Source organism: Shewanella psychromarinicola, from assembly GCF_003855155.1.
Lineage (GTDB): Bacteria > Pseudomonadota > Gammaproteobacteria > Enterobacterales > Shewanellaceae > Shewanella > Shewanella psychromarinicola.
This window is the reverse complement of the sequence record NZ_CP034073.1, coordinates 1,415,880-1,440,734: the sequence shown is the minus strand read 5'-3', so window position 1 is coordinate 1,440,734 and position 24,855 is coordinate 1,415,880. Positions and strand designations below refer to the sequence as shown.

The following is a 24,855-nucleotide window of genomic DNA, read 5'->3' as shown; positions in this document are numbered from 1 at the left end:
CTAATCTAGCGTTTTTTTTTGTAAAAGCTGTTAAAAAATCAACATCCGCGCAGTTTTAAATCAAAAAAGCCCTAATTTGATGCTTTTTCATGCATATTATAGTCCCACCTCACGCCAATAAATGATCCTATCATGGCCTCGGTAACGACCAAAGAAGGCACTTGCTCTTGGGTCATAACGCTGGGCCGGACTTGCTTGGTCCCAATTCCAATACCACTGAAGCCAGGGCTCTACTTTTAACGGGGCAGTCACCTGACCTCGATATGCTGCAGAGCCGCTATTTTGCCATAATAAGCTTAATCGGCCACTGCTAACTGAACTGCCACCATCACGGCGAGTCACGGTTTGACCAGCGGTTAAAGATGGCGCGTATATTTCGCTGCCATCAAGCGCATCGATAACGTGAGTACAGCTATCGTCAGTATTCGTTACCCAGCTACTGCCATCCCAATACTGGGCATAGGTTGGCATGTCTAATACTTCATTTTCAGGGCCATAGGTATTGTCCATCACGACCCTGCCGTGGCGTAAGTCTTGCGTCGATAATAACGTTGCAGTGCAGTCGTTGCTGGCGGCACAGTTACCACTGCTGTCGGTTCGCATATCAGCAGAGGCAACAAAAGACACCGCCCCATCGTTATCAAATACTTGTACGCCGATAGCTAACTGGCTAAATGGGCCATCCACACCAGGGGCTACTGCACGACTAAAATTAGCTTGATAAGATAATCCTACATTCGCTTCACCTAAAGCCCAAGTCCCTGCATTGATAGGCAGAGTGCTTAATCTGCTACTCAAATCCACACCATTGTTAATGTTTTCACCCACAAGGCTTGCACTACCTTTAGCAAAGGCTCCTTGATAATTTTTGGTGATATAAGTACCGGTATTCAAAGCGCTTAAAGTTAACGTCAGACCAAAAGGTTGATCCATGTAGGTAAAGCTACCGCAAGATGGCAGCACACTTGAGCTACTCACCACAAAGCGGTCGGGTACAAAGCGCCCTATATTAGGCGATGTCGCCAGCGGAATATCGTAAAAGCTCGAACCTAAATAAGGACTGGGTGGATTAGCGCTGAATTTAAATACGCCGACTTCACTGACGGATTGAGACACGGTATTACTGTTAGTGGTTTGTGCGACATGATTGTATAGCGATGAACCCACTGCACCTAACACACCTCCGGCTGGAGCAACCAACTGATGACCTAATACAATGTTAGTATGGGCATAATTAGGAGTATTTACATTATCGCAGTAATTTGTGTCACCATCCACTTGCCATGCTTTACCTTGAATAATTAAATCAAATGACTCGCCAGCTTTTTTATATCGATTACAAGTACTGCTAATATTTGCAGAGCACTCTGCAACACTATCTTTGGGGGTAACGCATAAGCCCACAGGGAAACTAACAAACTGATCTGAACCAACCATCACCAAGCCTTGTTCATCGCCTGTGCCGGTATATTTTGCATCTAGCTGCACTTTGCCCGCATCAGGATAGTTGACGTTAATATTTGCTTTTCCTTGTGCATCAAATGCCAACGCAAGCGTGGTTGCTGCACTACTCTGCGTACCTACCACTATATTATTTACTGTTAATGACTGGCCACTAATTGGTGTGGAGGGGTCGATATAAGTACTCCAAAAACCGACATTTTTGGTTGTACTGGCAAAAGTAGGCACACATTGCAGGGTACTATCTGATTTTTTCACTGCACTTATGGATATATTACCTGTTGGTTTGTTAGCTAACTTATCTGGTACATCAAAAATAAACCCGCTGTCTGCGAACACTAAATCACAGTTAGCCTCACTTGCTGCACCACCATTAACACGGCATAAGGTTTTACTAAATGCTTTAGTACTTGGTGTAGACCCTGTAACGCCTAAGTTAACGGTACCGGGGGTATTACGTCTTAATTGTAAATCTGATTTTTGCCCACCAGTAAACGTGATCACGTTACCACCAACCCAACTTCCACCACCAGTAACCGTTGCAGGGCTTAAAGTTGCTGTAACGGTATCGGCCACTGTCTGCGTACAATCCACATTGGCACACGCTTTAATCGACAATGTTTTAGGTGTACAGGTAATCCCTTGGCCAGAATATGAATATTCAAAGTGATCTATTTGGACACCTATTGGATTTGAGTCGAGCGCACAAATCTCCACATTATCAATTTCATGATTGTTGGTAGAGCCACCTGTCGAACCTGTTAGTGATAACAAAAAATTTTCTGGAATAGCCTTTTGCCCTGACTGAGCGGCTGCATCAAATGCGGGGATAAGTTCAATAAAACCACTTCCGGTATTTCGCTCGACCTTAACTATTGATTGATTAGCTACCAATGAGTCTACGGTAATACGGTAACGGTGTGCCGGATTGACATTATTTTTATCAACTGTAGGGGATAAACAACTGCCGGTATTGGATGTGCCATTATTACAAGTACCGCGTAAATAAGGATAACCTGAAGTGCCAGCGCCTGAACCCCGAATAGATACAGATTGAGGACGCCGCCCAGGACCATTTGGTCCACCTTCAGCAGAAAAGTTACCATACTCATCAATACCAAAACCTAACCAACCTCCGGCAAATCCATTCACATTTGAACGAGCGCCGTAACCCATAGGACCACCTGCTGCACCAGGTTGTGGGGTAATAGATGCATCAGACAATACAAAGGCAATACCATCAGCCCCATTACCACCATAGGCATAATGGTCAAATTCAATTTCGACTTTATTATTTTTTGCAGGAAACAAACGTTGATAAGTAGTTGAAGTTGCTTGATTAGTCTTCGCTTCAGTTTGTCTTAAGCGACCACTGACAATAGAAGGCGTAAAGCTTCCTGAACTTCTTGCTGTAACCCAATCAGTTCCTAAGTCTGCACGATCAAATTTGTCCGTAAAACACTGACGGACGGGCTTGAGTGTTTCTAGTGCAACAAAACTGTAATTTTCCCAACGATGCTTACGGTCGCTATCTCTAAAAGTATCTTCGTCAACGACCATACTCACTTTGTCGTTAGTCAACTGACAACGACGAAGCCAGCCGCCATCGCCACCTAAGCGGCTGTTTTTACCTGCCACCAGCATAGGAGCATTCGTAAAACCCTTTAATTCGGTCGTTTCAGCACATTGATCGGTAATATCCTTAGTACCACCATCAGTAAACGTTTGTGCTTGACCAAAGTGATAATTAACATTGTTGCCGTCTAACACCAGAGATCCACTGCCAGACTGTACTGATAAGTAAGCAATCTGCTCATTTTGCAGGCTATTGTTGTCAAGCTTACCCGGTTCACATTGGCCTGAGTTATTACGCACTTCCGACGCATCCATCGCTAACTGGAGACGACCACTTAGAAACTTTGAGGTACTGGTTAACCAACAATTATTGTTTTGGGTTTGCAATTGACTAAGCGCCACATCTTGAGTAATAGGCAAGGCAACATCTACGTATTGATCTTTTGAGCCAATTAATGCTTTATTTTGCAACACACTGCCTGCAATTAATCGAGTCCCGTTACTTAAATCATAGGTCCCTGGTGTGACAGCAATCCAGTGAACCTCTGGCATCTCTGCCGCAGCGACTTGATTATTGGGAGGCGAGGTTCTCGTCCACGTAAAGCCACTCTCACTGATTAAAGATAAAAAAGCACTTTGTGGGCCATCATTATTACTGCTCTCAACTGTTGGCATTAAAAATACTAAAGGGGTCACCCCTGTAGGAAATTGTTTGTCAAAAGTAATACTATTTGTCGTCGCTTTACCATATTGGATATGAAAAACCGCTGGTTCCACATCGCACATACCATTAAAATTTGCATTATTAATGGGTTTAAAATCAACGCTACTGTTACCAGAAAGAGTCAAGGCGCCACCAGCCCCAAGTGCGCCAGAAATGCTACTATTTCCAGACATAGAAACATAATCTGCCACATACACGATAGCATTAATATTAGTGTTGCCAGAGATAGTTAATGACCCTGCCACATAAATAATCAGGTTTTCCGGGGCCTCATCTAAATTGATGTTGGCGTTGGTCAAATTTAAGTTATTAAAATATAAACGCGCTGTGGTGCCCGTAGTTGTAATAACGGCTTTATTGCCAAAGTTACCGTTATCGTAAGCATAATCTCCCGGCGTAAATTGATTGCCACCTACTCTGTCACAGGTCTTTGAGTCGCAGTTTAAATCTGATAATGGAGAGGCTAAAATACCTGACGGTATCACTAACCCATAAGAAGAATGGTTACCTGAAGCGGGGTCGGTAAATATGCTGTCGCATTGTGGCGCGGCAAAAACCTGCCAAGGTAATAGCAACCAACAAGCCAATAAAATAAAACCAAGATTATTGCGCACGGGCTTCTACCTCCACTTGGCGACTGACTCGCAAACACGCTGAATTGTTTGAGTTTCCTGCACAGTTACCCGTTTCGCATACCGCTAAGCTGTTAATTCGATATTGGCTCACACTGCCCACAGTGGCAGTATTGCAGCTAATCGACACAGTGCAGTTATGGAACCCATTGAAGCCTAGCCCTATTGGCGGTATCCATGTTGAACTGACATCAGTACAGCTTGTGGCAGTGCCATCGACAGGAAACAGCTGAGCTAACGCGGCATCGGCACCACTGTTAGCACTAAATAATGCCCGAGTGCCCCACACTTCTTGATTAACTGACTCATCAGCATCACTAACAATGCGGATCAGACTCGCCGCAATAAGAAACATCACCGTCAGCACAAAAATACCAATAATCAGTGCACTACCTTGCTGCGAATGTTGGCTTAATCTCAGTTTAGGGTACATTCATCACCTGCACTTGATGTTGATAATTGAACGTTTCACCATTGACGCTAAATACTGGCTGTAAATGCACAATGGCATTGGTCATTAACGTTGATGGGGTAAGGATCACCGCCGGATTAACCGTTAAGGCATTGGTGATATTTTGCGCCATTAATACCCCATTACCCATCACGGCAGGTGATGGCTGATTGGGCTTGTAACCATAGTTTTGGTATAAGCGCAGATCGACATTGCTGGCGGTGTTAATAAAGCAGTAACTTAATGGATTGTTAGCAACGTATAAGCGTTTTAAAGGCGAAGCCTCAGTAAAGCGCACGCTTTGAGTTAAAGTAATAGTCAGCTGGTCGCCCGATTCTGCCAAACTTTGCACCATAAATCGCTTGGCGGTTGTGCCTTGAGGATTATAAATGTCGCTATTAGTTAATGGATAAATCAGCAACGATTGAGCAGCACTAATGGTACCAATACTTTTAATCGCCGTTAAGATATTTTGTGCAGCTTGCGGCACAAACGGCGCATCAAGATACGATGTACTGGCGCTAATGGGTAATAATTCGAGGCATTGATAACTGCCATCTGTCGCGGTTAGCACTCGCATGCTATTAGGCACGGCACCACGGATATCCCGAGTCATCCGCTCAATGCCAAAACGGCTTTGACTGAGCACTTGATCAACCGCACTGGATTCCACAAAAATTCGGGTGCCAAAAATAACAAAGCTACTGATCCCGACCACAATAATCCCTAAGATTAAAATAACCGTAACCATTTCAATTAAGGTAAAACCAGCAGTTTTTGATCGGCGGCGACAAGGCATTAGTAGTTACTCCTTAGCGCTTGGTAAGTGATCACTTCATTGGCAGGCGTTGTCACCGCTACGGTAATTAATTTTTGCGCTTTCGTCGCCGAGTCAAGATATGCCACAGTTACCTGCAACTTATAACGAGGATAGGCTTGGGCATACGTTTGGCTTGAGTCGAGCATATTATCAGATTCAATTAAGCCATTATAATCATCAACATCATTGAAAGCGTCGCGGCTTTCGCTGTTATCAGTGCCGAGTAAACCTACTGCAGAACAAGCAAGGCCACTAGGTGCATTACACGCCGGTACACCGCCATTGGGATTAGTATTTTGATCATAGCGCTTGCCCCAAATCTCATTCATTACCGAATGGGCCAACTCGGCCGAGCGCACTCTTTGTAGCGTAGCAGCGGCTCTATCAGCTTGGGGAAATAGCATGCTGGTGAGCATCACTATCGCAATACCGATCACCATCATACCAACGACGAGTTCGATTAAGGTAAAGCCACGATTAAATTGAGACAGTTGCCGCTGTTGCGGCCCTTTTCGAAGCCCTTGCCTAAGCCCTTTTACAGGCCTTTTTACATGCTTAAGTCGAGATTGCGTTTGCATTTGCATTTGCATTTGTGGTTTAGAGAGCATAAATATACCCCTCAGACTCTACCGCAATGGCTAAGGTTTCATCTGCCACGGCATTAAAACAATGGCCTGCACACCCTGGCGATACTATATGGCCCTGATCATCAAAGGTAATTGAAAAAGCCTGATTGGCATTACTGGCTAAGGCAATATGGGCGCCACCGCTAAAGGCTTGTGGTTGTTCGATACGCACTTGGTTGGTACATGTGCCCGCGCTTCTACCACTAAAATGGCGCAAAGTATAACCGCTTGATGTGACATCAATTTGATAACACTGATCGGTATTTTGCATCGCTTTAAGCTGCACTAACCTGAGCTCGCTGATAAACTCATTACGTAAGGTATACGCACTGTAAGATGAGTCCGACAACAGACGTGGTAATACCGCCACGGCAATAATACCCATCAAAATGATGGTGGTAACCAATTCAACCAAGGTAAACCCAAGTTGAATATTGCGTTGTCGACTCACTGTAATGATGTCCTCATTTGACTCGATGCATATTTCGACACTTAACAGGGTAAACTATAATAGTGTCAGAGACTTATATTAGCTTATTCAGTATGGTAAAAACAGCCGATATTGTCTGTTTATTTGATAGGTAAACTGGCCTGATAGTAAAATCAATTGAGTTGATTTTATCTTCGATACAATTAAACAACTCAAAAAAAAACCTGCCTAAGCAGGTTTTATAATCTAAATATTTATTAACACTTAGAAGCATCAGTCTCAGCAACATAAGTTGGAATTGTTGTAGTCGTTGCTTCGGTATATGTGAGCTTACATGCAGCTGGAGCACCTTTTTGCCAAATTTCAACAGTTTTAGGCGTAGCTGAATTCGCTTTAATAATCCAGTCTGCTGTTCCGGTAGTTGCTGTCGGAGCACCATCAGCACCTACATCAAAAGTAACGTCAAGTGCTTTTTCTAAATCAACTTTAAGTGCATTAACATATCCATACTGAGTCACAATTGTTACTGGTGTTGTAGTAGTACCACCAATAGTTACAGTTTGTGTAGCTGCTTTTTCTTTACCTGCTAAAGCCGCCTTCGAATAAACAAGGGTATTTGCACCTTGAATTGCCGCTTTCATTCCCGATAAAGCAGAAGCACGCGCATCGCCTTGCAGGTTAATAAACTTAGGTGCCGCAGTTACCGCTAAAATACCGAGAATAATGATCACAACCACTAATTCGATTAGGGTAAAACCTTGTTGTTTTTGCATGTTAATTTGCATTTAACTTACCTTTTATATAATAAAATCAGATATTTAATATCTCATCTCGTTGAACCGTATTAAACCTTATAAAACCTTATAAAACCTTGGTAAAACATGGCACGAGCTGAACTTCTAGCTATTGTTTGAAACGACTATCACCTTTAGTGGCAATGACGGCTTAACACGGTGACTGTTTAACACTTAAGCTAATAACAGCATATTTTATTAATCATTTCAATGACAAACGCCTTAAACTATAAACTATAAACTATGACTTATGGCGTGAAGGGTGTTTGGGTAAAGCTTAATACTTGCCCTGTACCTGGATTATATGTCACGCCTTTTGCATCCGCAGTCGTTAAGTCAGGTGCAGGTGAAGGCACACCATTCTGATTGAGTGCTAGTGAGGCCACTTGATGATAAACACATAAATCAAGATTGTTAATGTTTAGACCGTCAATACTGGTAGATGAGCCGCCGACACCATTTAGCATTCTTACGGTATAACGCTGCTGCCTTGCATCTAGATTATATATAAGGTTTCTTGGTGCATTTTGTAACACCGAATCAAAGACTTCCTTGCAGGTAGCATTAGTCATGCCTGTTGCACTGGTGTTTGTGGTGCCTGTTGGATAACCAAAACGCGTATCGAGTGACACACTCGTGCCGTCTAAAATCACGGTATCATTACGACGACCATCGACTTCCCATTGGGCACGCACAAAACTCACCGCAGTGGCTAAGCCGCCCGCTACACCGTCTACACTGGCGTCTTCTGCATCATCGGTCACATTTAAAAAACGCGGGATCGCTGTGGCGGCCAATAAACCGAGGATAACAATAACAATGACCAACTCGATCAATGAAAAACCTTGTTGTTTCAATTTCATAATATTTTACTCTTCTATATTGCGCCTAAAACAGAAATAATATTGGTTCAGCTCTAACTTAGCTAATATTATCAGCTTATTAACACTTTAACACTAATGGAACACTCTCTATCGGTCATTAATTAAAAATATCACTCTACCCGTTTGCAATTGATAACTTAAATTGGCTTTATTATCTGAAGAGTAGCGGCAAATATTAGTATCAGACTGATAATCTACCGTAATATGCAACTGTTGAAGATTAGTGGCCAGTAATTGGCCCCATAGTCGCTCGCAACCTTGAACATTATTAGTGTCTATGATTGGCCAACCTTGATCAGATAAAGAAATCCAATTATCGGTGCCAACGAGATCAGCATCGTCGTTAATCTCGTCGGTGTTGGTTCGACCGTTTTTTGACGCTGTCTTATTGCTCTGTGAGGTAAGCACATTTGATGCCAGATTATGCCATGACAACTGCATTTTATCCGGCCGACCAGAAGCTAACCATTGACTGCGCACCATAGCTAACACATTCAAAAAACGATTTTGTTCAAGCTCTAGACCCCGTCCACCTATATTTGACGCGGTATTGAGATAACGTATACCGAAAATAGCCAGCAACACTAACAACACCACAATAGCAATGACCTTGCCATAAATGCTAAGCAGTTCATGATCCGCTTTTTGCTGGCTCAGCATACCGCTATCCCATCAATAATGTGCATTATGCGTTAACCGCCTTTGACCACATTAAGCATATCCCACATAGGAAGATAAATGCCCAGTGCCAGTATCAATACAATGCCAGCAACAAAGCCGATTAAAATAGGTTCGAGTTTTGCCGTCAGATTTTTTAAATCGTAATCGACTTCGGCTTCATAAAAATCAGCGGCATCATTTAATAGCTGATCGATTTGGCCCGTCTCTTCACCCACGGCCACCATTTGCAGTACTAACGGCGTAAACAGTTGACTGCTATTGGATACCCTTAGCATTGATTCTCCCGATTCAATGCCATGGCGCATGCCGACAATCTTGTCATGCATATAGGCATTATCCACTGCATCCGCCACCAAACTTAATGCTTGGGTCATGGGAACACCCGCACTGATCATCATCGAAAAACTGCGGCAATAACGCGACAAGGTTGAACGCTCAATAATGGAGCCTATAACAGGAATATGCAGCTTCCATAAGTCCCACTGTTTTTCACCTTTTGCACTATGATGCCAATATCGAATACCCACTACAACGCCAATCAATAGCACTATCATGTGGGGCCAGAAATTAACAAACAGGCTAGAGGTGCCAATTAATATTTTTGTCGCCCATGGTAGTTCGGCACCAAAACGAGAGAACATATCGGCAAACTTAGGGATAACCATAATATTCAAAATAACCATCGCAATGGTAATGGCGATCAATACAAACATGGGATAACGCATTGCCGCTTTAATCCGCCGACGAGTTTCTTGTTCTCGCTCGATATAACCTGACAACTGGATAAAGGCATCTTCCAACTTACCGGTATTTTCACCCACATGGATCATCGACACAAACAACGAATCGAATATCTCCGGATGTTGATTCATCGCCGAAGATAACGGTCGGCCCGAAGTGAGCTGTTGTGAAATATCATCTAAGGCTTGTTTCATCCGATCAGAATGAGTGGTTTCTGATAAGCCTGCAATCGCCCTTAAAATGGGAATACCTGAACGGGTCAGTGAATACATTTGCCGACTAAATATTTGCAATTCTTCCAGCGACACTTTGCTTTGAAACAAGCTCATTGAAAAAGATTGCTTGGTTTTCACTTCACGTAATTCTAGTGGAATTATCCCACGAGAAAGCAACGCATCGGCCGCCGCGCTTTCATTGGCGGACTCAAGCTGTGAACTAACAGCCTGCCCTTGTGAATTACGTCCTCGATATTGATATGTTGGCATTATTACAATCCAATATCTTGTTGGCTAATCAAATCTTCCGACAAGGCCACTTTCGATTCACTGACATCTTCAACCAGTTTTGACACCTCTTCGAGTGTGGTCGTGCCTAAGAATAAATACTCCATCGCGGAATGTGCCAGTGGGATAAAGTTAGGACTGCGCAGGGCTGCACGAGCGAAATCTTGCGGATTACCGGTGCGCATGGCATCTATCATGTTCTCATCGAGTTCGAGTATTTCAAAAATACCAATTCGGCCGCGATAGCCTGAGCCGTTACAGGTTTGACAACCGCTGCCCACTTTAAACGTGGCGCTGCTAATATCTCTTTTAGTCACACTGTTAAGCCAGCTACGTTCAGCCGCTGTGGGCTGATAATCTATCGCACAATTATGGCAAACACGTCGAACCAGACGCTGAGCGATAATGACCCGTAGCGCACTGGCAACCAAATAACTTGCCGCGCCCATATCGAGTAATCGCAACGCACTGGTAACAGCATCATTAGTATGTAACGTCGATAACACGAAGTGACCGGTTAATGCACCTCGTAAACCAATTTCCACGGTTTCTTGGTCACGCATTTCTCCCACCATGATGATGTCGGGATCTTGACGAAGCGTGGTACGCAGCACGTTAGAAAAGTCTAAACCAATCTTATGATTAACCTGGACTTGGTTAATTCGCGGTAATTGATATTCAACCGGATCTTCTACGGTGATAATCTTTCTATCTGCAGTGTTAAGCTCACTTAAAATACCGTACAAGGTGGTCGTTTTACCGCTACCTGTTGGCCCAGTAACTAACAACATACCGTGAGGACGTTTAATCTGTTTACGAATACGCGCCACAATATGCGCTGGCATGCCGGTTTCATCTAAGGTGCGCAGGCCGGTGGTTTGATCTAATAAACGCATCACCACAGATTCGCCATGATAAATCGGCATGGTCGACATCCGCACGTCGATTTGATGACCTTTTATTTCCATATGAAAACGGCCATCTTGTGGCATACGCTTTTCTGAAATATCCAATCCCGCCATCAATTTAAGCCGTAATACCAGGGCCGAGGCAATATTAACCTCACTGAGAATGTTTTCATGCAATTGACCATCAATACGCTGGCGGATCCGCAAGACTTTATCGCCGGGTTCAATGTGAATATCTGAGGCACGCATTTGAACCGCATCCTCAAAAATAGACTGTAATAACTTCACCACTGTGGTTTCGTTATCACTGTCGCTTTGCGTTAAATTAGCCAAATCGAACATGTCATCAGCGGCATATTCTTCATCAAGCTTACCGGCAATCGCTGCAATTTGATCGGTACGGCGGTAAAGGTTGTCAAACGCATCGAGTAATTGTTGTTCTGGCGCCACCGCGATCATTAACTGCTTAGGGGCAACTAATACTTCAATGTTGTCGATAGCTTGCAAATCAGCAGGATCACTCATAGCAACTAACACATGGTCGGAATGACTTTCCACCACTAAAGCACGAAAACGTCGCGCTTGTACTTCGGGGAGAATATTGACCACTTCGGCGGCAATCGGACGACGACTAATATCAAGGTACGGTAAATTAAGCTGCTGAGATAAAAACTTAAGTAACTGATCTTCAGTGATACAGTTCAAATCAATTAATGTCCGACCCAGCTTTTTACCTGAGCTACGTTGCTCTGTTAATGCTTGCTGTAATTGCTCGTCGGTGATAATCAGCTCTTGAACAAGAAGATCTCCTAACCGCATCTTTAACTTAGGCTTCATCGGTTTGCTCCTAACTGATCTAAACGCTTTTCAATAAATGTCATGGCTGAAGTTGATAATCCTTCATAGCTTAATGCTGATCGGTAAGCTTGAGCGGCTTGGGGATATTTTTTCTGCGAATCGAGTGAATAACCTAAGCCCATCCACCAGCGAGGTTTAGTCGATTCGGATAACAATAAGTGACGATAAGCAGCCTCGGCTAAAGCAAAATTTTTCGATTTTTGGGCTAAATCGGTTTGGGCTATCCATTTATCACGAGCCCATAAAGAGTTATCGGGGATCATGGCCACTGTCGACAATGCGGCATCATAAGCCTTCATTTGAGTTTGAATTTGCGACAGAATCACATAAAACTCCCATTGCTGCGGAAATAAACTGACTCCACTTTCGAGTAATAGCATTGCCGCCGTAAGATTACTTTGCACATAATAAATTTTGGCCAATTGCTTACGGGCTTTATGTAAACTCGGCTGTAAAATAATCGCTTCTAAATAGTAACCTGCTGCATCATCAAGGCGCTGCGCTTGCTCTGCATTCATCGCTTTTTGATATTGCAATTGCGCCATTTGCGTCTTAGTGAGAACCACTTCTTTAACCGTCATTTCCACCGGCTTTTGTATCACAATTGGAGCTTGTGCAGGCAAACCAGACGATGGCGCTGTGGTTAAGGCTTGCGTGGGGGCAATGTTATTAGATGCACTGTTATTAGGTGCAATCTTATTCGATGTAGTGTTATTCGATATAGTCTTACTTGATACCGCGTTATTCGATACAGTCTGATTTGTTCCGATGTTATTTAGGGCTGTCTTATTCGAGCCTAAAACACTGGGCTTATCTGTGACTGTTTCTGTGACTATTTCTGTGACTAAGGCTGCCGCTATTTGCGCGGGTGTTTTGACTGTTTCAGCGACTTGCCCCCTAGTTTGTGGCGTTTCAGGTGCTGTCATGTCAATGCTTTGATGAGTCTCTAATGCAGTGCCCACTGCTGAGGTATCCGTTGTCTGACTGACTTGAGTACTGTCTTGAGTTATTGCGACAGTGTTCGCCTGAGTTGATGCTTCAATAGGAGCTTGAATCGATGTCGCTGTTGAGCTTACAACTAACAACTTAGGCGACTCAGTAGCAACACCATCATTATCTTGTGGCTGACTCAGCAATGATTGGGTTTCTTTACTCGCAGAAGCGCTGACAGCGACTGGCTCACTGACCATTTGAATATTGGCTTGGCGGTACATCGACACACCAAACCACAACGTGGGGATCAATAGTGCCGCAACAATAAAAAGACCAATAGATGCTGAGCGAGATTTAGCGACGGATTGATACTGAATTTCAGGACGCACGAATTCTCCCACCGGTGGTGCCGATGGGTTGTCTATTCCGGGCTGCTGACCCTGCTCTAAATCTTTGAGCATTTTGATAATCACACTCATTTAATTTCGCTTATTTGTGTCATCCATTCACCACAACAATTTGGGCCATTCAATCCGATAAACAACAGCAATACCCCAAACAATATAATGAGCAGCATACTGACACGAGAGAACGTTACTTTGTGTTGTAAATTAACATCTTCGGTATCCATTATTGCCGCGAGACAATGCCGCGACAGTACCTTTTTTTCACCTTGGCCATAACACAGCAATAAACTCTTATGCGCCAATATATTCACTAAACGCGGGATGCCTCGAGCGGCTTTGGCAATACGCTTAATATCGACGGTACTAAACAATTCCGGCCCTTGATAACCCGCAACAGCAAGTCGGTGATGAATATAAGCTTGTATTTCATCCCATGTTAACGGACGCAGATCGTAGCTAAAGGTAATACGTTGTCTTAATTGTCTAAATTTAGCTTGCGCCAAACGTTCGTCTAATTCTGGTTGACCAAACAGCACGACTTGCAGCAACTTGCGACTTTCGGTTTCTAAGTTAGTAAATAAGCGTAACGCTTCAATACTGTCATCAGGTAATGATTGTGCTTCGTCCAACACTAACACTACGTGAAAGCCTTGGTGATTTAACGCTAACAAACGCTCATGGATTAGCCTTGTTAGCTGTTGCTGATCTAATTTGTTCGGTAATGCCAAGCCAAGTTCACCCGCCACAGCCCAGCGTAATTCTTTAGGGGTTAAATAGGGATTAGGTAAGTAAGCGCAATGGTATTGAGCCGGTAAATCATTTATCAGCTTACGACAAACCAAGGTTTTACCTGTGCCCACTTCACCAGTGACCTTGATAAAACCTTCACCTGTCTGCAATGCGGTTTGGAGTACTTGTAAGGCTTCCACATGCGGCGACAAGCCAAAAAAGAAACCCGTATTTGGGGTAAGCGTAAAGGGCAACTGACTTAAGCCAAAGTGCTGCAAATACATAATTACTGGCTATCCCTTATCAATTTCAACCGCCACACTTATCAACCGCCTACGGCAACTTATCTATCAATCACCAACCGCCACTACTTAGAAGGATACCAACGCTCTATTAAATCTTGTGAGCGCTTTAACTCATCCTTCCATGTATCACCACCGACAACCGTTGGTTTCAACATAATAATCAATTCGGTTTTCTTTTTAGATTTAGTGCGGCTGGTGAAAGCTTCGCCCAGAAAAGGAATATCACCCAATAACGGTACTTTTGACACGGTTTCAATGTTTTCGCTCTTCATTAATCCACCAATCACCACGACATCGCCAGAAGCGGCGCGGATAACCGTATCCGACTCACGGATCTCACTTTGCGCTAACGGTAACTCTAAGGTTGAATCACTGATTTTTATCTCTTTAGTTTGTTCTTTCACATCTATCACGGAAGGATGAACATGCAATATTACATTGCCATCTTCGTCAATCTGAGGCGTTACATCTAAGGCAATGCCGGAGAAAAATGGCGTTAGTTCAACCTGTGGCGTCGTCACTGGAGTGGTGCCAGCCACTGTCGTTGATGACACATCAGTGACAAAGTATTCGTCATTACCCACTTTAATAACCGCTTTTTGGTTATTAGAAGCCGTAACACGAGGACTTGAAAGCACATCTACATCACCTTGAGTATCCAGCAAACTAATAATGCTACTAAAATCGCTTCCGGTGAAATTAATCGAGGTGACACCGCCAATGGCAGATGTAATGGCATTACTTAAACCTTGTCCTGCTGAGGTACTGAAATCAATGTTGGTATTGCCGGCATGGCCTAAAACATTCTCCCACTGGATCCCTTGCTGGTAACCATCAGATAAGGTTACTTCTATAATTTTTGCTTCTAAAATCACTTGGCGCTGTAAATGGCTTTCTGCTATTTGTAAGAAGCTACGAATTTGACGTAATTCATCAGGGAAAGCCCGAACGGTTACCAGCCCTGCTTGAGGTGTCACCACCACTTGTCGCCCGCCACCGGTTTCACCCATAATTGACATTAAGGTGGCTTCTAACTCACCCCAAAAATCCGTCTTGGTCGTTGAACGAATAAACGTACCATTGGTATTGTCACTGCTGTTGGCATTACCATTGCTACTATTGTTACTGTTACTCGAACTACTGTTGCTGCTCGAACTGCTATTACCACTGCTGTTTGAGTTACTATTTTGATCGGAAATACGACCAGAGCTCACCGAAGTTAATGACAAACCTTCTCGTTGCATATAGATATAATTTAATGGGAACGTTTCGGTTCTCATACCCGACGGGTAAACCCGTAAAATACGACCTTCGCGCTTAACTTGGTAACCGTAAATGTCTTCAACAACCTGAATGGTTTCTGCCAAGGTGACCGCTTTTAATGATAACGAAATGTTACCTTGCACATCAGGATGTACCGCAACACTTAAGGGCGTGTCTTTGACTAAGCTTGGAAAGAACACTCTCGCATCAACGTCATTTGCTGACACATCAAAACGACGCTCTGCAGGTAAGGCCCTTGCTGATGAGCTCAACACATTATTACCATTAAGCTCACGTTGAACATCTTCTGGCATAACCGCTGGTGGTGGCACAGTGGCTTGACGGGTCTCAGCTTGTTGCCTTGACTCATTCAAAGCCGCTTTTGCGGTTTGTGGATCGGGTCTATCTGTCGTTTGGCAAGCAACTAGGCACAGCGACATCAGAGGAGTAACATATTTAATTACATTCATTTTTATTCTTATCCTACCGCTCTGTTATCGACTGAAATAGCTGAAGTTTTCTTCCATCTGACAAGGTGACATAGTCTTGGCTAATCTTTGATACACGTAATCCACTGCCGCTAATTGCGTCACCCACCGAAAGAATAATATTATTAATGACCGCATAGCTATGTTGGCCGTTAACAATACTGTTTAACACCAAAGATGGGTTATCGGCTTTGGCCTTAACGGCAATAAAGCCCTGACCCGGTAAGGTTGGATCACGTAATGTCTGTGCGTTTGCAGCAAACACTAACAGCATCATTAGGCAGGATGCATACGCCATGGGATTAATCTTGTTTCGCAACACTGATAAAGTCCTTATTCACACTCAGTGTGTAAAGTTCTAATTCAACTAACGCTTCGGGATGAGATTCAACACGGTAATCTAAACGCTTCCAATACAATTTATCTGGCATCGTTTCAACGGCTTTAATAAACGCTAAAATAGAAAAATAATCGCCTTGTAACATCAGCTTAATACCATGACTGTAAAGGTTAACTTTACTGCCATCACCCACTTGCAGTAAGGCTTTGGGTGCAATGGAGGCAAACGAGATTAATGTCACGCCTTTCACATTACCCAACAAGTTGGCTAATACTGTTGGCATGTAATCCGCAGGAACCATATCAACCATTTGATCGGTGAGATCGGCATCAATCAATTGCATCTGCTCGGTAATGATTTGTAACCGTTGCTGATAATCTTTATTAGGGTCAAGTTGTAAACGCTCTTCATAGAGTGCCACTTGCTGTAAGGAAATCGAATTTTCTTGTTCTAGCCCCTTAAGCTGATTTTGTAAGCTTTGGTGCTGTTTCCATTGCGATTCTAATGGCATAAACAGCAACATCCCTGCCAGAACTAGCAGAGCAAACGTAATCAATATCCGCTCTCGAGGGCTTAACGCATCAAATTTTGACGACCACACCAGCCATTGCTGCTTCATTGTGCTGACTCCTTAGCAATGGGTTGGCTTATTAATTTAAACGCCAACGGTTGTGCTTCGCCGCGATCCATCGTCATTGCTGAAAACGCATAACCCTTTAATGTTGAAGTGGTTTTGAGTTTATCTATCCATAATGGAATACTTTGCGGATGACGACCGTAACCTTCAAACTCAATGCGTTGAGCATCGTTTTTTTGCTGTTCAATGGTGATATGACTCAACCACACACTGCTATCCGCCACGGCGGCCAAGTCAGTCAGCATTGGCGAGTAACCTTGGCTAATCAGAGTATTGCGTTGGCTAAGCTCATCTTTTAACAGTTTTTTTAGATCTAAACGCTGCTGTTCAAGCTCAACCTTTGCCACTAAGTCCCCATTGGGCTTACGGGCAGCAATTTGTTGTTCAAGCTGACTTTTCTGGTTTTTTAAACTATTTTTCTCAGTGCTTGCCTGCTGGTTTAGGGTTTGCAACTCATCGGCATGCCACAGTCCTACTGCATAAAGTACCGCGCTGCATCCGCACAGAAAGGCCAATGCAAGCATCAGCCTTATAAAGGTCAGTCTTTGTTTTTTCGGCAACAAATCTGTGGAATATAAATTAACGGCGGTTTTTATCACGCTTCACCTCGAGCTAATTCCTGCAACGCTAACTGAGCAAGTAAACTCGGTACGCCATCGTGAGTCACGGCAACCACTTTTTGATTAAAGTTAGCGCCGACAAGATTGGCTAATGATGAACTATCACCTTCAGCCAAGATACTAATCGATCCCACTGGAGCTTGACGTAATTGGCTTTCAAAATAGTCCATAGACCGTTGAATTTCTAAACTGAGATTATCGGCTAAGCCCAGCTTTAACTCTTCTAAAGTCGCTTTGTTAAGCTGATTAAACCCTCTCACTCGACGTTGCATTAACACTTCACCCGCTTTAACAACCAACAACAACAACTCTTGTTGTGGCAAGTGGGCTACCAACATATGTGCCATATTATCGTGGGTTAATAGATGGCTTAATGCGAATTCTTCAATGCTTATCCCGGCAACATCTAATCCGTTAGCATCACAAGCACTTGCCACTTGAGTTAAAAACTGACGGCTACTAACCACCACATTCACTTTTGAACTGGAGATAAGACTGGACTCAAAATAATCCAGATAAATATTAGTGACAGGCTCTGACACCATATCTTTAACAGACCAGATCAACGCCTGAGTCACTTCGCCAGGTTCGACATTGGGTTTGTCAGCTTGTAATAATTGATAATACTGCTGCGACAGTACTAATTGCACCCGAACACGGCCAAACTGGCTCTTTAGTGTTTCAAAGGCTTGAAGCAAATTGTTTTTTTGTACTAAAATTTGATTGATAACTGGCGCGATTTGACCTTGTTGGGGATGACACACCCACAGCGAATTACCAGTGATAAATACGCCTACATTACCCATCAATTGCGATGTCTGCCAAAAAGCTAGTTTACTCAAAAAACCATTGTCCATTGGGTAGTCCATATTCACTAACATATTAATTAGTTAGTTAAGATTACTGAGCAGAGGTACAACATCCAAAAACGACATTATAAATCTAATACAACAACACGTAACATCGATACAATTCGATTAAGATATATGGTGTTTTCTAGTATTACCGGGCAATTTTATCACGATTACAGTTTGTTATTATTGCGTTAATGCTATAAATCATCATAAATATGCCACATATCTACTTACAATAAGGTGCAATCTATTGATAAACAAGATCTAACGTGAATGAATTACCGCAAACATAGCACTATAATACTTAAACTTCAGATCTTTGCCCCAAAAACTCTCCCTGAGCAGCACTCACGCCTAGAATTTTTAACGTTTGCCATTCTTCGAAACATTCAACACCTTCAGCAATAACTTTCACTTCGGCGCGATAAAGGCCACCAATTAGACTGCGTATAAACAATTGGTTTTCTGAACGTTGATGTACTCGTCGCACGATCGAACGATGTAATTTCACTAAATCAAAGTGGTACTCCTGAATATAGTGAGTCCCCACAACATATTGGCCAACATGATCTACCGCTAATTTAGCGCCCATTTTTCTTAACATATCGAGCGTTTTAAGCAGTGAAGTATTTTTCTGGTTTTTAACAATGATGTCTTCCGACACTTCAAAAATAAGTCGTGCCGCTAAAGGGCGATGTTCCAATAACGTCGATTGTAACCAACGAACAAACGCTCTGCTGGTCAAACTATATAGACTTAAGTTGATACTGTAGGTTGATGTATTTTCGGACATTAACCTGAAGAGTACTTGTTCCAACATTTGGCGTTCAATCTGTGGCATCAATCCACATTTATTGGCCATCGGAATAAACAGTGTTGCGCGCACATCATTACCGTGTAAATCACGAGCACGACTGAATATTTCATAATGTAAAATCTGATTATCGCTATCGACAATAACTTGCTGTAAGGTAAAAAATCGTTTTGAAACCAGTGCATTTTCAATGAAACTACGCCAACGCACAGAACCTTTAGCAATTTGTTCATCTAACGCGCCTTTGTCGTACATAAACCAGTTATTAACCCGTTGTAATTGTGCTGCTCGAAGTGCCATCTCTGCTTCTTCAACAAGTTGAACTTGTAAATCTGCAATTTTAAAAAACGCACAGCCTAAATGTAGAAAATTATCAGGATTACCTATGCCAGAAAAAGGTAATGCAAGGCAGATTTTGAGTATTCGCTGGGCTAACTGATCCGCTTCTACCTGGGATAATTGTGGTACGACTATGGCTAATTGTGAGTAACTACGCCGCGCAAAAATACTGTCCTCATATTGGACTAATGCAGCAGTAATGGCTTGGGTTGTTAATGAAAGCATGGTCTTCACACCGCTCTCACCGTATTGGTCTTCGACTAAATCAACATCATCAAACTCAATCAACATCAGTACGCCATGAACAATCATTTTTTGATTATGGCTCAATCCATCAAGACGGTTTTGAAAGAATATCGGGTTGCCAATCTGAGTTTGTTTATCAAGGAAAGTATCTTTACGAATAAATTGATCTAAGCGGCCACGTTCTTTGCGGGCATCATCGAGCTCGGCAAGCAATTGACTGATCGCACGGTTTATCATCCTTGGCTTACCATTAGTCGGCATATCGGCAGCTTGCTTTAAGTGACCGTCTAAAATGAGCTTACTGCGCAGAGCGAGTTGTTCAATCCCATCTAACTCTCTGGAATACCAACCATAACCAAAACGCACAAAAATACCTATGCTGATAAAACCAATGACGAGCATAATCAGCTCATGCCAGCCAAGATCATGTAAAGAAAATGGTGGAGGTAAGGTTATCGTCATCGATAATTTTCCATGACTTAACTGGGTCTGATATAGGGTCAAACTACTGCTGGGCGTGTCGGCTTTACTGCGATGAAATTGATAAACTAATTGGCTGCCTTGCGACAGAGAAAAATCAACCGCGTTATAAGCCGTTAGCAAAGGGGGTAACCAAGTAGAAAATTGATTATTGCCATGTTGTTGATAGTCAGCAGCTAACATGGTTTCTAATTCAGCGACTTTCTGTTGCTGAAAAGTGTAGGTTAATTGAGTAAAGCCCATCACCGCACACAGTAAAAACACAAAAGCCACTGCGACTAATGAAAGCAGCCAAAAGCTGGTCAGTTTTTTGGTAAGGATCTTGGTGAGTTTCATTTATCCGCTATCCTGCTGGATTTATTTATTTTATTAATAACTCAAATTTTGTCCAGTATAACGATTGTGCTCGGCAAGTTCACTATTCGTTTTTAATCATGCTTTTGCAATAGCCAATAAAAAGGGGCAAAAGCCCCTTTAATTAACGATATTTTTTTACCATCATGCGATGACTTATAGCAGATCATCTATCGCTGATTATTTATAGCTAACTGTCTATACCTGATATTCAGTCGGCAAGGTGATGATTTTAGCCACCCCAGAATCGATTGCCGCTTGTGATACTGCTCGAGCAACTAGCGGCAGTAATCTTGGGTCCATTGGTTTAGGCAACACATATTGTGAACCAAAACTCAATGATGACACGTTTGGATAAGCGGCTAATACCTCAGCAGGGACAGGCTCCTTGGCGAGGTTAGCAATAGCATACACTGCAGCCAGCTTCATTTCGTCGTTAATCACAGCCGCGCGGACATCGAGCGCGCCTCGAAAAATAAACGGGAAGCACAATACATTGTTTACTTGATTTGGATAGTCACTACGACCCGTACCCATAATTAAGTCTTTACGGATGCTATGGGCTAATTCAGGTTTAATTTCTGGATCAGGATTTGAACAAGCAAAAATAACCGGGTTTGGTGCCATTAAGGCGATATCATCAGCAGCCAAAAGGTTCGCGCCTGACAATCCTAAAAATACATCGGCATCCTTCATCACATCTTGCAAGGTGCGTTTGTCAGTATTGTTAGCAAATAATGCTTTGTATTCATTGATATCGTCACGACGAGTATGGATAACGCCTTGTCTGTCGAGCATGTAGACATTTTCTCGTAATGCACCACATTTTACTATCATGGTCATACACGCAATCGCAGCTGCACCAGCACCTAAACAGACAAATACTGCATCATCAATTTTTTTACCCTGAATTTCGAGCGCGTTTAACATGCCGGCAGCCGTGACAATTGCAGTGCCATGTTGATCGTCATGAAACACCGGAATATTACAACGCTTAATAAGCTCGCGTTCAATTTCAAAGCATTCTGGCGCCTTAATGTCTTCTAAGTTAATCCCACCAAAAGTATCGGCAATAGACTCGACGGTATTGATAAAATCTTCAGTGGTGCGGTGTTTCACTTCAATATCAATCGAGTCAATATTAGCAAAACGTTTAAAGAGCAGAGATTTGCCTTCCATAACAGGTTTTGAAGCTAATGGACCTAAATTACCCAGTCCTAAAATAGCGGTCCCGTTGGTGATCACCGCGACAGTGTTGCCTTTATTAGTATATCGATAGGCATTTTCAGGATTCGATGCGATCTCTCTAACCGGCTCTGCCACGCCAGGACTATATGCCAAAGCAAGATCGTGGCTCGATTGAGCGGGTTTTGTCAGGCAAACAGCTGTTTTACCTGGTATGGGGAATTCATGATAATCGAGGGCTTGTTGACGAATATCTGACATTTTATACATCCTGAAATGCGCTATCTATGAAGGAAAGTATGATCCGCAGTACACACTTACAGTGAGCTTGCTAACCATCGAAAATTTTAATCACAATACGCTAATACAAGGACGATATAAATCAAAAACTTAATCATAGGAGGTGTTGTGGGCCAAAACAGAGGGTATGTTTTATTAATCTAACTCTTCGAATATGAATATATATAAATCAATAAGTTAAAAATGTAGGAAAATAACAAGATTTACCATAACAATCGGATATAGAGGTTGATATTTGCAGTTTATTTTGTCTAAATAACAATAAAGTAGCCTTTATTTTTTTTATATTGTTTGTCACTAAAAAATTAGTTTTCGCCTCAGCACAATACTGGTTAACCTCAATTCGGGATAAGAGATGGAGTAACGTGTAAAAAATAGGTTTATTTCAAGTCTGCAATATCAAACTTGCATTTGTTTTGCTAACAAGGCGTATTGACGCGGCAATAACTGGCCTATGGTAAGTCGATACAACACGTAGAGCGTAACAAAGGGCTGGTTGATAACCGTTTATTCGCCAGAATTGAGGTTATTTATCCTCAACTCGAGTTAAGAGATGGGATTTGTTAACGATAAGCAATAAAAAAGGCGCCAAAGGCGCCTTATTAAAAATAATTGCAATGCAATTATTTTTTGCCAAGCATACCAAAACGCTTGTTGAACTTATCAATACGTCCGCCAGTATCAACAACTTTCTGAGTACCAGTGTAGAATGGGTGACATGCACCACATACGTCCAAGTGTAGGTTTTTACCTGCAGTTGAGTTCACTTTGATGATGTTACCACAACTACAAGTTGCAGTAATTTCAGCGTAATTTGGGTGGATACCTGTTTTCATTTGGGGTTACCTTAAATTGAAGGCCATGTCGCTCTCCCAACCCGAAGTTGAGCACCACATGCAGTTAATAACAATATGTTTTAGGCGCAAGATAATACAGTGTCTCATGTACACAAACAAGTAGAATTTCTAAACGATACTATGACTACCTATACCTGCGTGCTAGAGCCTCGTAGGTAACTTGGGCCTCCGACGAATTTTGATATTGGTTCAATATCACCCTAGAGGGACATTTTAAACGGCTATCTGCCATCAGTAAGTAAATTTTATCATCTGCAAACGCATTCGGATTTGCATCATAAATCGCCAGCATTGCCCCGAAGACACTGATTTGCCATTGTCGATAGTAACGATCGGCAACACGCCATAACGTATCTTGTGGAGATTTATCAATTACACAGATTTTATCCTGCCCATCGGTCTGCATGTCTTTTTTTGCAGGGGCTGATGTCTTGGCTACTTTATTGACGGGTGTTGGCTGAGGCACTATTTGCGTTTTATCAATAATCGCTAATTGTTGATTACTTTCAGATGTTTTACTGTCGATTGAATTGATTGAGCCATTTGTTGATACCGGCTGAGTCGCGACAATCGATGTACTAACGGGTAACACCGGCGTTGGTACCACTTGAGACTGACCACCTTGAGTAGCCACTAAACTATCAAATGTCACTTTATCTACTGCGATATCTTGATAGTGCGAAAGCGTCTCCACTGATGGGCAGCGTAATGAGTTTCCTAATCGCAGTTGGCTAATATTATTTTGATGAAATGCTGATGGATTAGTTTGATAAAGGGCAAGCATTGCGCCATAGAGGTTTGAATTCCATTGCTTGCGATAACGCACAGCAATTTCCCATAAGGTATCATCTGCTAACAAAGTGATCTGACATTGATCCACTCTCTTTTGCATTGGCGCGTCTTGAGGTGATGCGATGGCCTTGGTATTTATTGACTTAGGTATCGATGTCGGCAATGCCGAAGGAGACTTCATTGTTTTTATGGCAACTGGCTGGTACTGATCCTGAACAATAGCTTGAGAGAATATAGATACCGGCGAATATTGCAGCCATTTAGCATTACGGTATTCAGATACAATAAGTGCCGCATCCGGATCGTGTATTTTTTCAGCACCGTTTAACACAAATACATCACCATCGCGTCGTTCTACAGTAAGCTTTTCTAACACTATATTATTTTGATAAATTTGACGTAAATAAAAAGTCAGCCGCGATAAATCATGTTGATCGGTTATGATTTGCACGGTTAGGTTAGGAGATTGTCCACTTTCAAATGGAATGGTATCAATACTGATATGACTGACTTGTGCAATAACCGTTGAAATACTATCAACAGCCAGTAATGCTAATATTGCTAGCACCTTAAAGCTTCTCATTAAATCAATCCTTTTGATTATAAATCGCTTCAACACAGCGCAAAATTACGCTGTAAAACCATGATATTTAATGTCCTTATACACTACTTCGCTGACTAACAGCACTGACTAATAATGTTCTTACACTAAGCTTATCTGGTTGTAATTTATTATTATTGTTTACTTTTTAACCTTAAGACCGATCGAAATCACAAGTCTTAATACGGACAACTATATAAATTAACATAATCAGCTGCAACCC

General features: G+C 42.5%; 21 protein-coding genes. All 21 read right to left on the bottom strand.

The window, feature by feature from the left end; genetic code table 11:
* Nucleotides 1-96: 96 nt before the first annotated feature.
* The gene (locus EGC80_RS06260) at nt 97-4,374 is read right to left on the bottom strand and encodes a DUF6701 domain-containing protein (RefSeq protein ID WP_206191867.1); all 4,278 of its coding nucleotides are present in this window, start codon (nt 4,372-4,374) and stop codon (nt 97-99) included.
* Nucleotides 4,364-4,825 carry an MSHA biogenesis protein MshP gene (locus tag EGC80_RS06255; RefSeq protein ID WP_124013456.1) on the bottom strand — a complete coding sequence of 154 codons (462 nt, stop codon included), beginning with the start codon at nt 4,823-4,825 and terminating at the stop codon, nt 4,364-4,366. Before EGC80_RS06255 ends, EGC80_RS06260 begins: the two co-directional genes overlap by 11 nt.
* Nucleotides 4,815-5,642: a PulJ/GspJ family protein gene (locus EGC80_RS06250; protein ID WP_124013455.1), complete on the bottom strand. Its 828-nt coding sequence runs from the start codon at nt 5,640-5,642 to the stop codon at nt 4,815-4,817. Before EGC80_RS06250 ends, EGC80_RS06255 begins: the two co-directional genes overlap by 11 nt.
* Nucleotides 5,642-6,271, bottom strand: a complete 630-nt coding sequence (locus EGC80_RS06245; protein WP_233768601.1) for a type II secretion system protein — start codon at nt 6,269-6,271, stop codon at nt 5,642-5,644. The genes EGC80_RS06250 and EGC80_RS06245 overlap by 1 nt, the downstream gene beginning before the upstream one ends.
* The gene (locus EGC80_RS06240; protein WP_124013454.1) at nt 6,261-6,740 is read right to left on the bottom strand and encodes a pilus assembly FimT family protein; all 480 of its coding nucleotides are present in this window, start codon (nt 6,738-6,740) and stop codon (nt 6,261-6,263) included. Before EGC80_RS06240 ends, EGC80_RS06245 begins: the two co-directional genes overlap by 11 nt.
* A 236-nt stretch (nt 6,741-6,976) precedes the next feature.
* A complete protein-coding gene (locus EGC80_RS06235; protein WP_124013488.1) occupies nt 6,977-7,492 on the bottom strand; it encodes a type II secretion system protein in 516 nt (171 codons plus the stop codon).
* 269 nt (nt 7,493-7,761) lie between these two features.
* A complete protein-coding gene (locus EGC80_RS06230; RefSeq protein WP_124013453.1) occupies nt 7,762-8,376 on the bottom strand; it encodes a pilin in 615 nt (204 codons plus the stop codon).
* 108 nt (nt 8,377-8,484) lie between these two features.
* Complete coding sequence (locus EGC80_RS06225; RefSeq protein WP_124013452.1) at nt 8,485-9,057, bottom strand: hypothetical protein; 573 nt, start codon at nt 9,055-9,057, stop codon at nt 8,485-8,487.
* Nucleotides 9,058-9,089: 32 nt separating this feature from the next.
* Nucleotides 9,090-10,304: a type II secretion system F family protein gene (locus EGC80_RS06220; protein WP_124013451.1), complete on the bottom strand. Its 1,215-nt coding sequence runs from the start codon at nt 10,302-10,304 to the stop codon at nt 9,090-9,092.
* A 2-nt stretch (nt 10,305-10,306) separates the two neighbouring features.
* The gene (locus EGC80_RS06215; RefSeq protein ID WP_124013450.1) at nt 10,307-12,067 is read right to left on the bottom strand and encodes a GspE/PulE family protein; all 1,761 of its coding nucleotides are present in this window, start codon (nt 12,065-12,067) and stop codon (nt 10,307-10,309) included.
* Nucleotides 12,064-13,500 (bottom strand): tetratricopeptide repeat protein, encoded by a 1,437-nt coding sequence (locus EGC80_RS06210; protein WP_124013449.1) that lies wholly within the window; start codon nt 13,498-13,500, stop codon nt 12,064-12,066. The genes EGC80_RS06215 and EGC80_RS06210 overlap by 4 nt, the downstream gene beginning before the upstream one ends.
* On the bottom strand, nt 13,497-14,441 hold the full coding sequence (locus EGC80_RS06205; RefSeq protein WP_124013448.1) for an ExeA family protein: 945 nt from the start codon (nt 14,439-14,441) through the stop codon (nt 13,497-13,499). The genes EGC80_RS06210 and EGC80_RS06205 overlap by 4 nt, the downstream gene beginning before the upstream one ends.
* An 83-nt stretch (nt 14,442-14,524) precedes the next feature.
* Nucleotides 14,525-16,195, bottom strand: coding sequence for a pilus (MSHA type) biogenesis protein MshL (gene mshL / locus EGC80_RS06200; RefSeq protein WP_124013447.1), 1,671 nt, complete (start codon nt 16,193-16,195; stop codon nt 14,525-14,527).
* Nucleotides 16,196-16,208: 13 nt separating this feature from the next.
* The gene (locus EGC80_RS06195; RefSeq protein WP_164839429.1) at nt 16,209-16,511 is read right to left on the bottom strand and encodes an MSHA biogenesis protein MshK; all 303 of its coding nucleotides are present in this window, start codon (nt 16,509-16,511) and stop codon (nt 16,209-16,211) included.
* A gap of 4 nt (nt 16,512-16,515) precedes the next feature.
* Nucleotides 16,516-17,172, bottom strand: coding sequence for an MSHA biogenesis protein MshJ (locus tag EGC80_RS06190; protein ID WP_124013445.1), 657 nt, complete (start codon nt 17,170-17,172; stop codon nt 16,516-16,518).
* Nucleotides 17,169-17,789: a fimbrial assembly protein gene (locus EGC80_RS06185; RefSeq protein ID WP_124013444.1), complete on the bottom strand. Its 621-nt coding sequence runs from the start codon at nt 17,787-17,789 to the stop codon at nt 17,169-17,171. The genes EGC80_RS06190 and EGC80_RS06185 overlap by 4 nt, the downstream gene beginning before the upstream one ends.
* Complete coding sequence (locus EGC80_RS06180) at nt 17,786-18,667, bottom strand: biogenesis protein MshI (protein WP_164839428.1); 882 nt, start codon at nt 18,665-18,667, stop codon at nt 17,786-17,788. The genes EGC80_RS06185 and EGC80_RS06180 overlap by 4 nt, the downstream gene beginning before the upstream one ends.
* Before the next feature lie 301 nt (nt 18,668-18,968).
* Nucleotides 18,969-20,879 (bottom strand): RNase E specificity factor CsrD, encoded by a 1,911-nt coding sequence (gene csrD / locus EGC80_RS06175; protein ID WP_124013442.1) that lies wholly within the window; start codon nt 20,877-20,879, stop codon nt 18,969-18,971.
* Between the two features lie 216 nt (nt 20,880-21,095).
* Nucleotides 21,096-22,343 carry a malic enzyme-like NAD(P)-binding protein gene (locus EGC80_RS06170; protein ID WP_101033797.1) on the bottom strand — a complete coding sequence of 416 codons (1,248 nt, stop codon included), beginning with the start codon at nt 22,341-22,343 and terminating at the stop codon, nt 21,096-21,098.
* Between the two features lie 662 nt (nt 22,344-23,005).
* The gene (gene rpmE, locus EGC80_RS06165) at nt 23,006-23,218 is read right to left on the bottom strand and encodes a 50S ribosomal protein L31 (RefSeq protein ID WP_101033796.1); all 213 of its coding nucleotides are present in this window, start codon (nt 23,216-23,218) and stop codon (nt 23,006-23,008) included.
* 145 nt (nt 23,219-23,363) lie between these two features.
* Nucleotides 23,364-24,614, bottom strand: a complete 1,251-nt coding sequence (locus tag EGC80_RS06160) for a FimV/HubP family polar landmark protein (RefSeq protein WP_124013441.1) — start codon at nt 24,612-24,614, stop codon at nt 23,364-23,366.
* Nucleotides 24,615-24,855: the final 241 nt, after the last annotated feature.

Excerpts from the sequence above, each read along its gene's own strand:
- EGC80_RS06225 (WP_124013452.1), bottom strand. The coding sequence starts at position 9,057 with ATGCTGAGCCAGCAAAAAGCGGATCATGAACTGCTTAGCATTTATGGC.
- EGC80_RS06190 (WP_124013445.1), bottom strand. The coding sequence starts at position 17,172 with ATGAAGCAGCAATGGCTGGTGTGGTCGTCAAAATTTGATGCGTTAAGC.
- EGC80_RS06250 (WP_124013455.1), bottom strand. The coding sequence starts at position 5,642 with ATGCCTTGTCGCCGCCGATCAAAAACTGCTGGTTTTACCTTAATTGAA.
- EGC80_RS06180 (WP_164839428.1), bottom strand. The coding sequence starts at position 18,667 with ATGGACAATGGTTTTTTGAGTAAACTAGCTTTTTGGCAGACATCGCAA.
- EGC80_RS06170 (WP_101033797.1), bottom strand. The coding sequence starts at position 22,343 with ATGTCAGATATTCGTCAACAAGCCCTCGATTATCATGAATTCCCCATA.
- EGC80_RS06210 (WP_124013449.1), bottom strand. The coding sequence starts at position 13,500 with ATGAGTGTGATTATCAAAATGCTCAAAGATTTAGAGCAGGGTCAGCAG.
- EGC80_RS06195 (WP_164839429.1), bottom strand. The coding sequence starts at position 16,511 with ATGGCGTATGCATCCTGCCTAATGATGCTGTTAGTGTTTGCTGCAAAC.
- EGC80_RS06255 (WP_124013456.1), bottom strand. The coding sequence starts at position 4,825 with ATGTACCCTAAACTGAGATTAAGCCAACATTCGCAGCAAGGTAGTGCA.
- EGC80_RS06215 (WP_124013450.1), bottom strand. The coding sequence starts at position 12,067 with ATGAAGCCTAAGTTAAAGATGCGGTTAGGAGATCTTCTTGTTCAAGAG.
- mshL (WP_124013447.1), bottom strand. The coding sequence starts at position 16,195 with ATGAATGTAATTAAATATGTTACTCCTCTGATGTCGCTGTGCCTAGTT.
- EGC80_RS06235 (WP_124013488.1), bottom strand. The coding sequence starts at position 7,492 with ATGCAAAAACAACAAGGTTTTACCCTAATCGAATTAGTGGTTGTGATC.
- EGC80_RS06160 (WP_124013441.1), bottom strand. The coding sequence starts at position 24,614 with ATGAGAAGCTTTAAGGTGCTAGCAATATTAGCATTACTGGCTGTTGAT.
- csrD (WP_124013442.1), bottom strand. The coding sequence starts at position 20,879 with ATGAAACTCACCAAGATCCTTACCAAAAAACTGACCAGCTTTTGGCTG.
- EGC80_RS06245 (WP_233768601.1), bottom strand. The coding sequence starts at position 6,271 with ATGCTCTCTAAACCACAAATGCAAATGCAAATGCAAACGCAATCTCGA.
- rpmE (WP_101033796.1), bottom strand. The coding sequence starts at position 23,218 with ATGAAAACAGGTATCCACCCAAATTACGCTGAAATTACTGCAACTTGT.
- EGC80_RS06230 (WP_124013453.1), bottom strand. The coding sequence starts at position 8,376 with ATGAAATTGAAACAACAAGGTTTTTCATTGATCGAGTTGGTCATTGTT.
- EGC80_RS06205 (WP_124013448.1), bottom strand. The coding sequence starts at position 14,441 with ATGTATTTGCAGCACTTTGGCTTAAGTCAGTTGCCCTTTACGCTTACC.
- EGC80_RS06220 (WP_124013451.1), bottom strand. The coding sequence starts at position 10,304 with ATGCCAACATATCAATATCGAGGACGTAATTCACAAGGGCAGGCTGTT.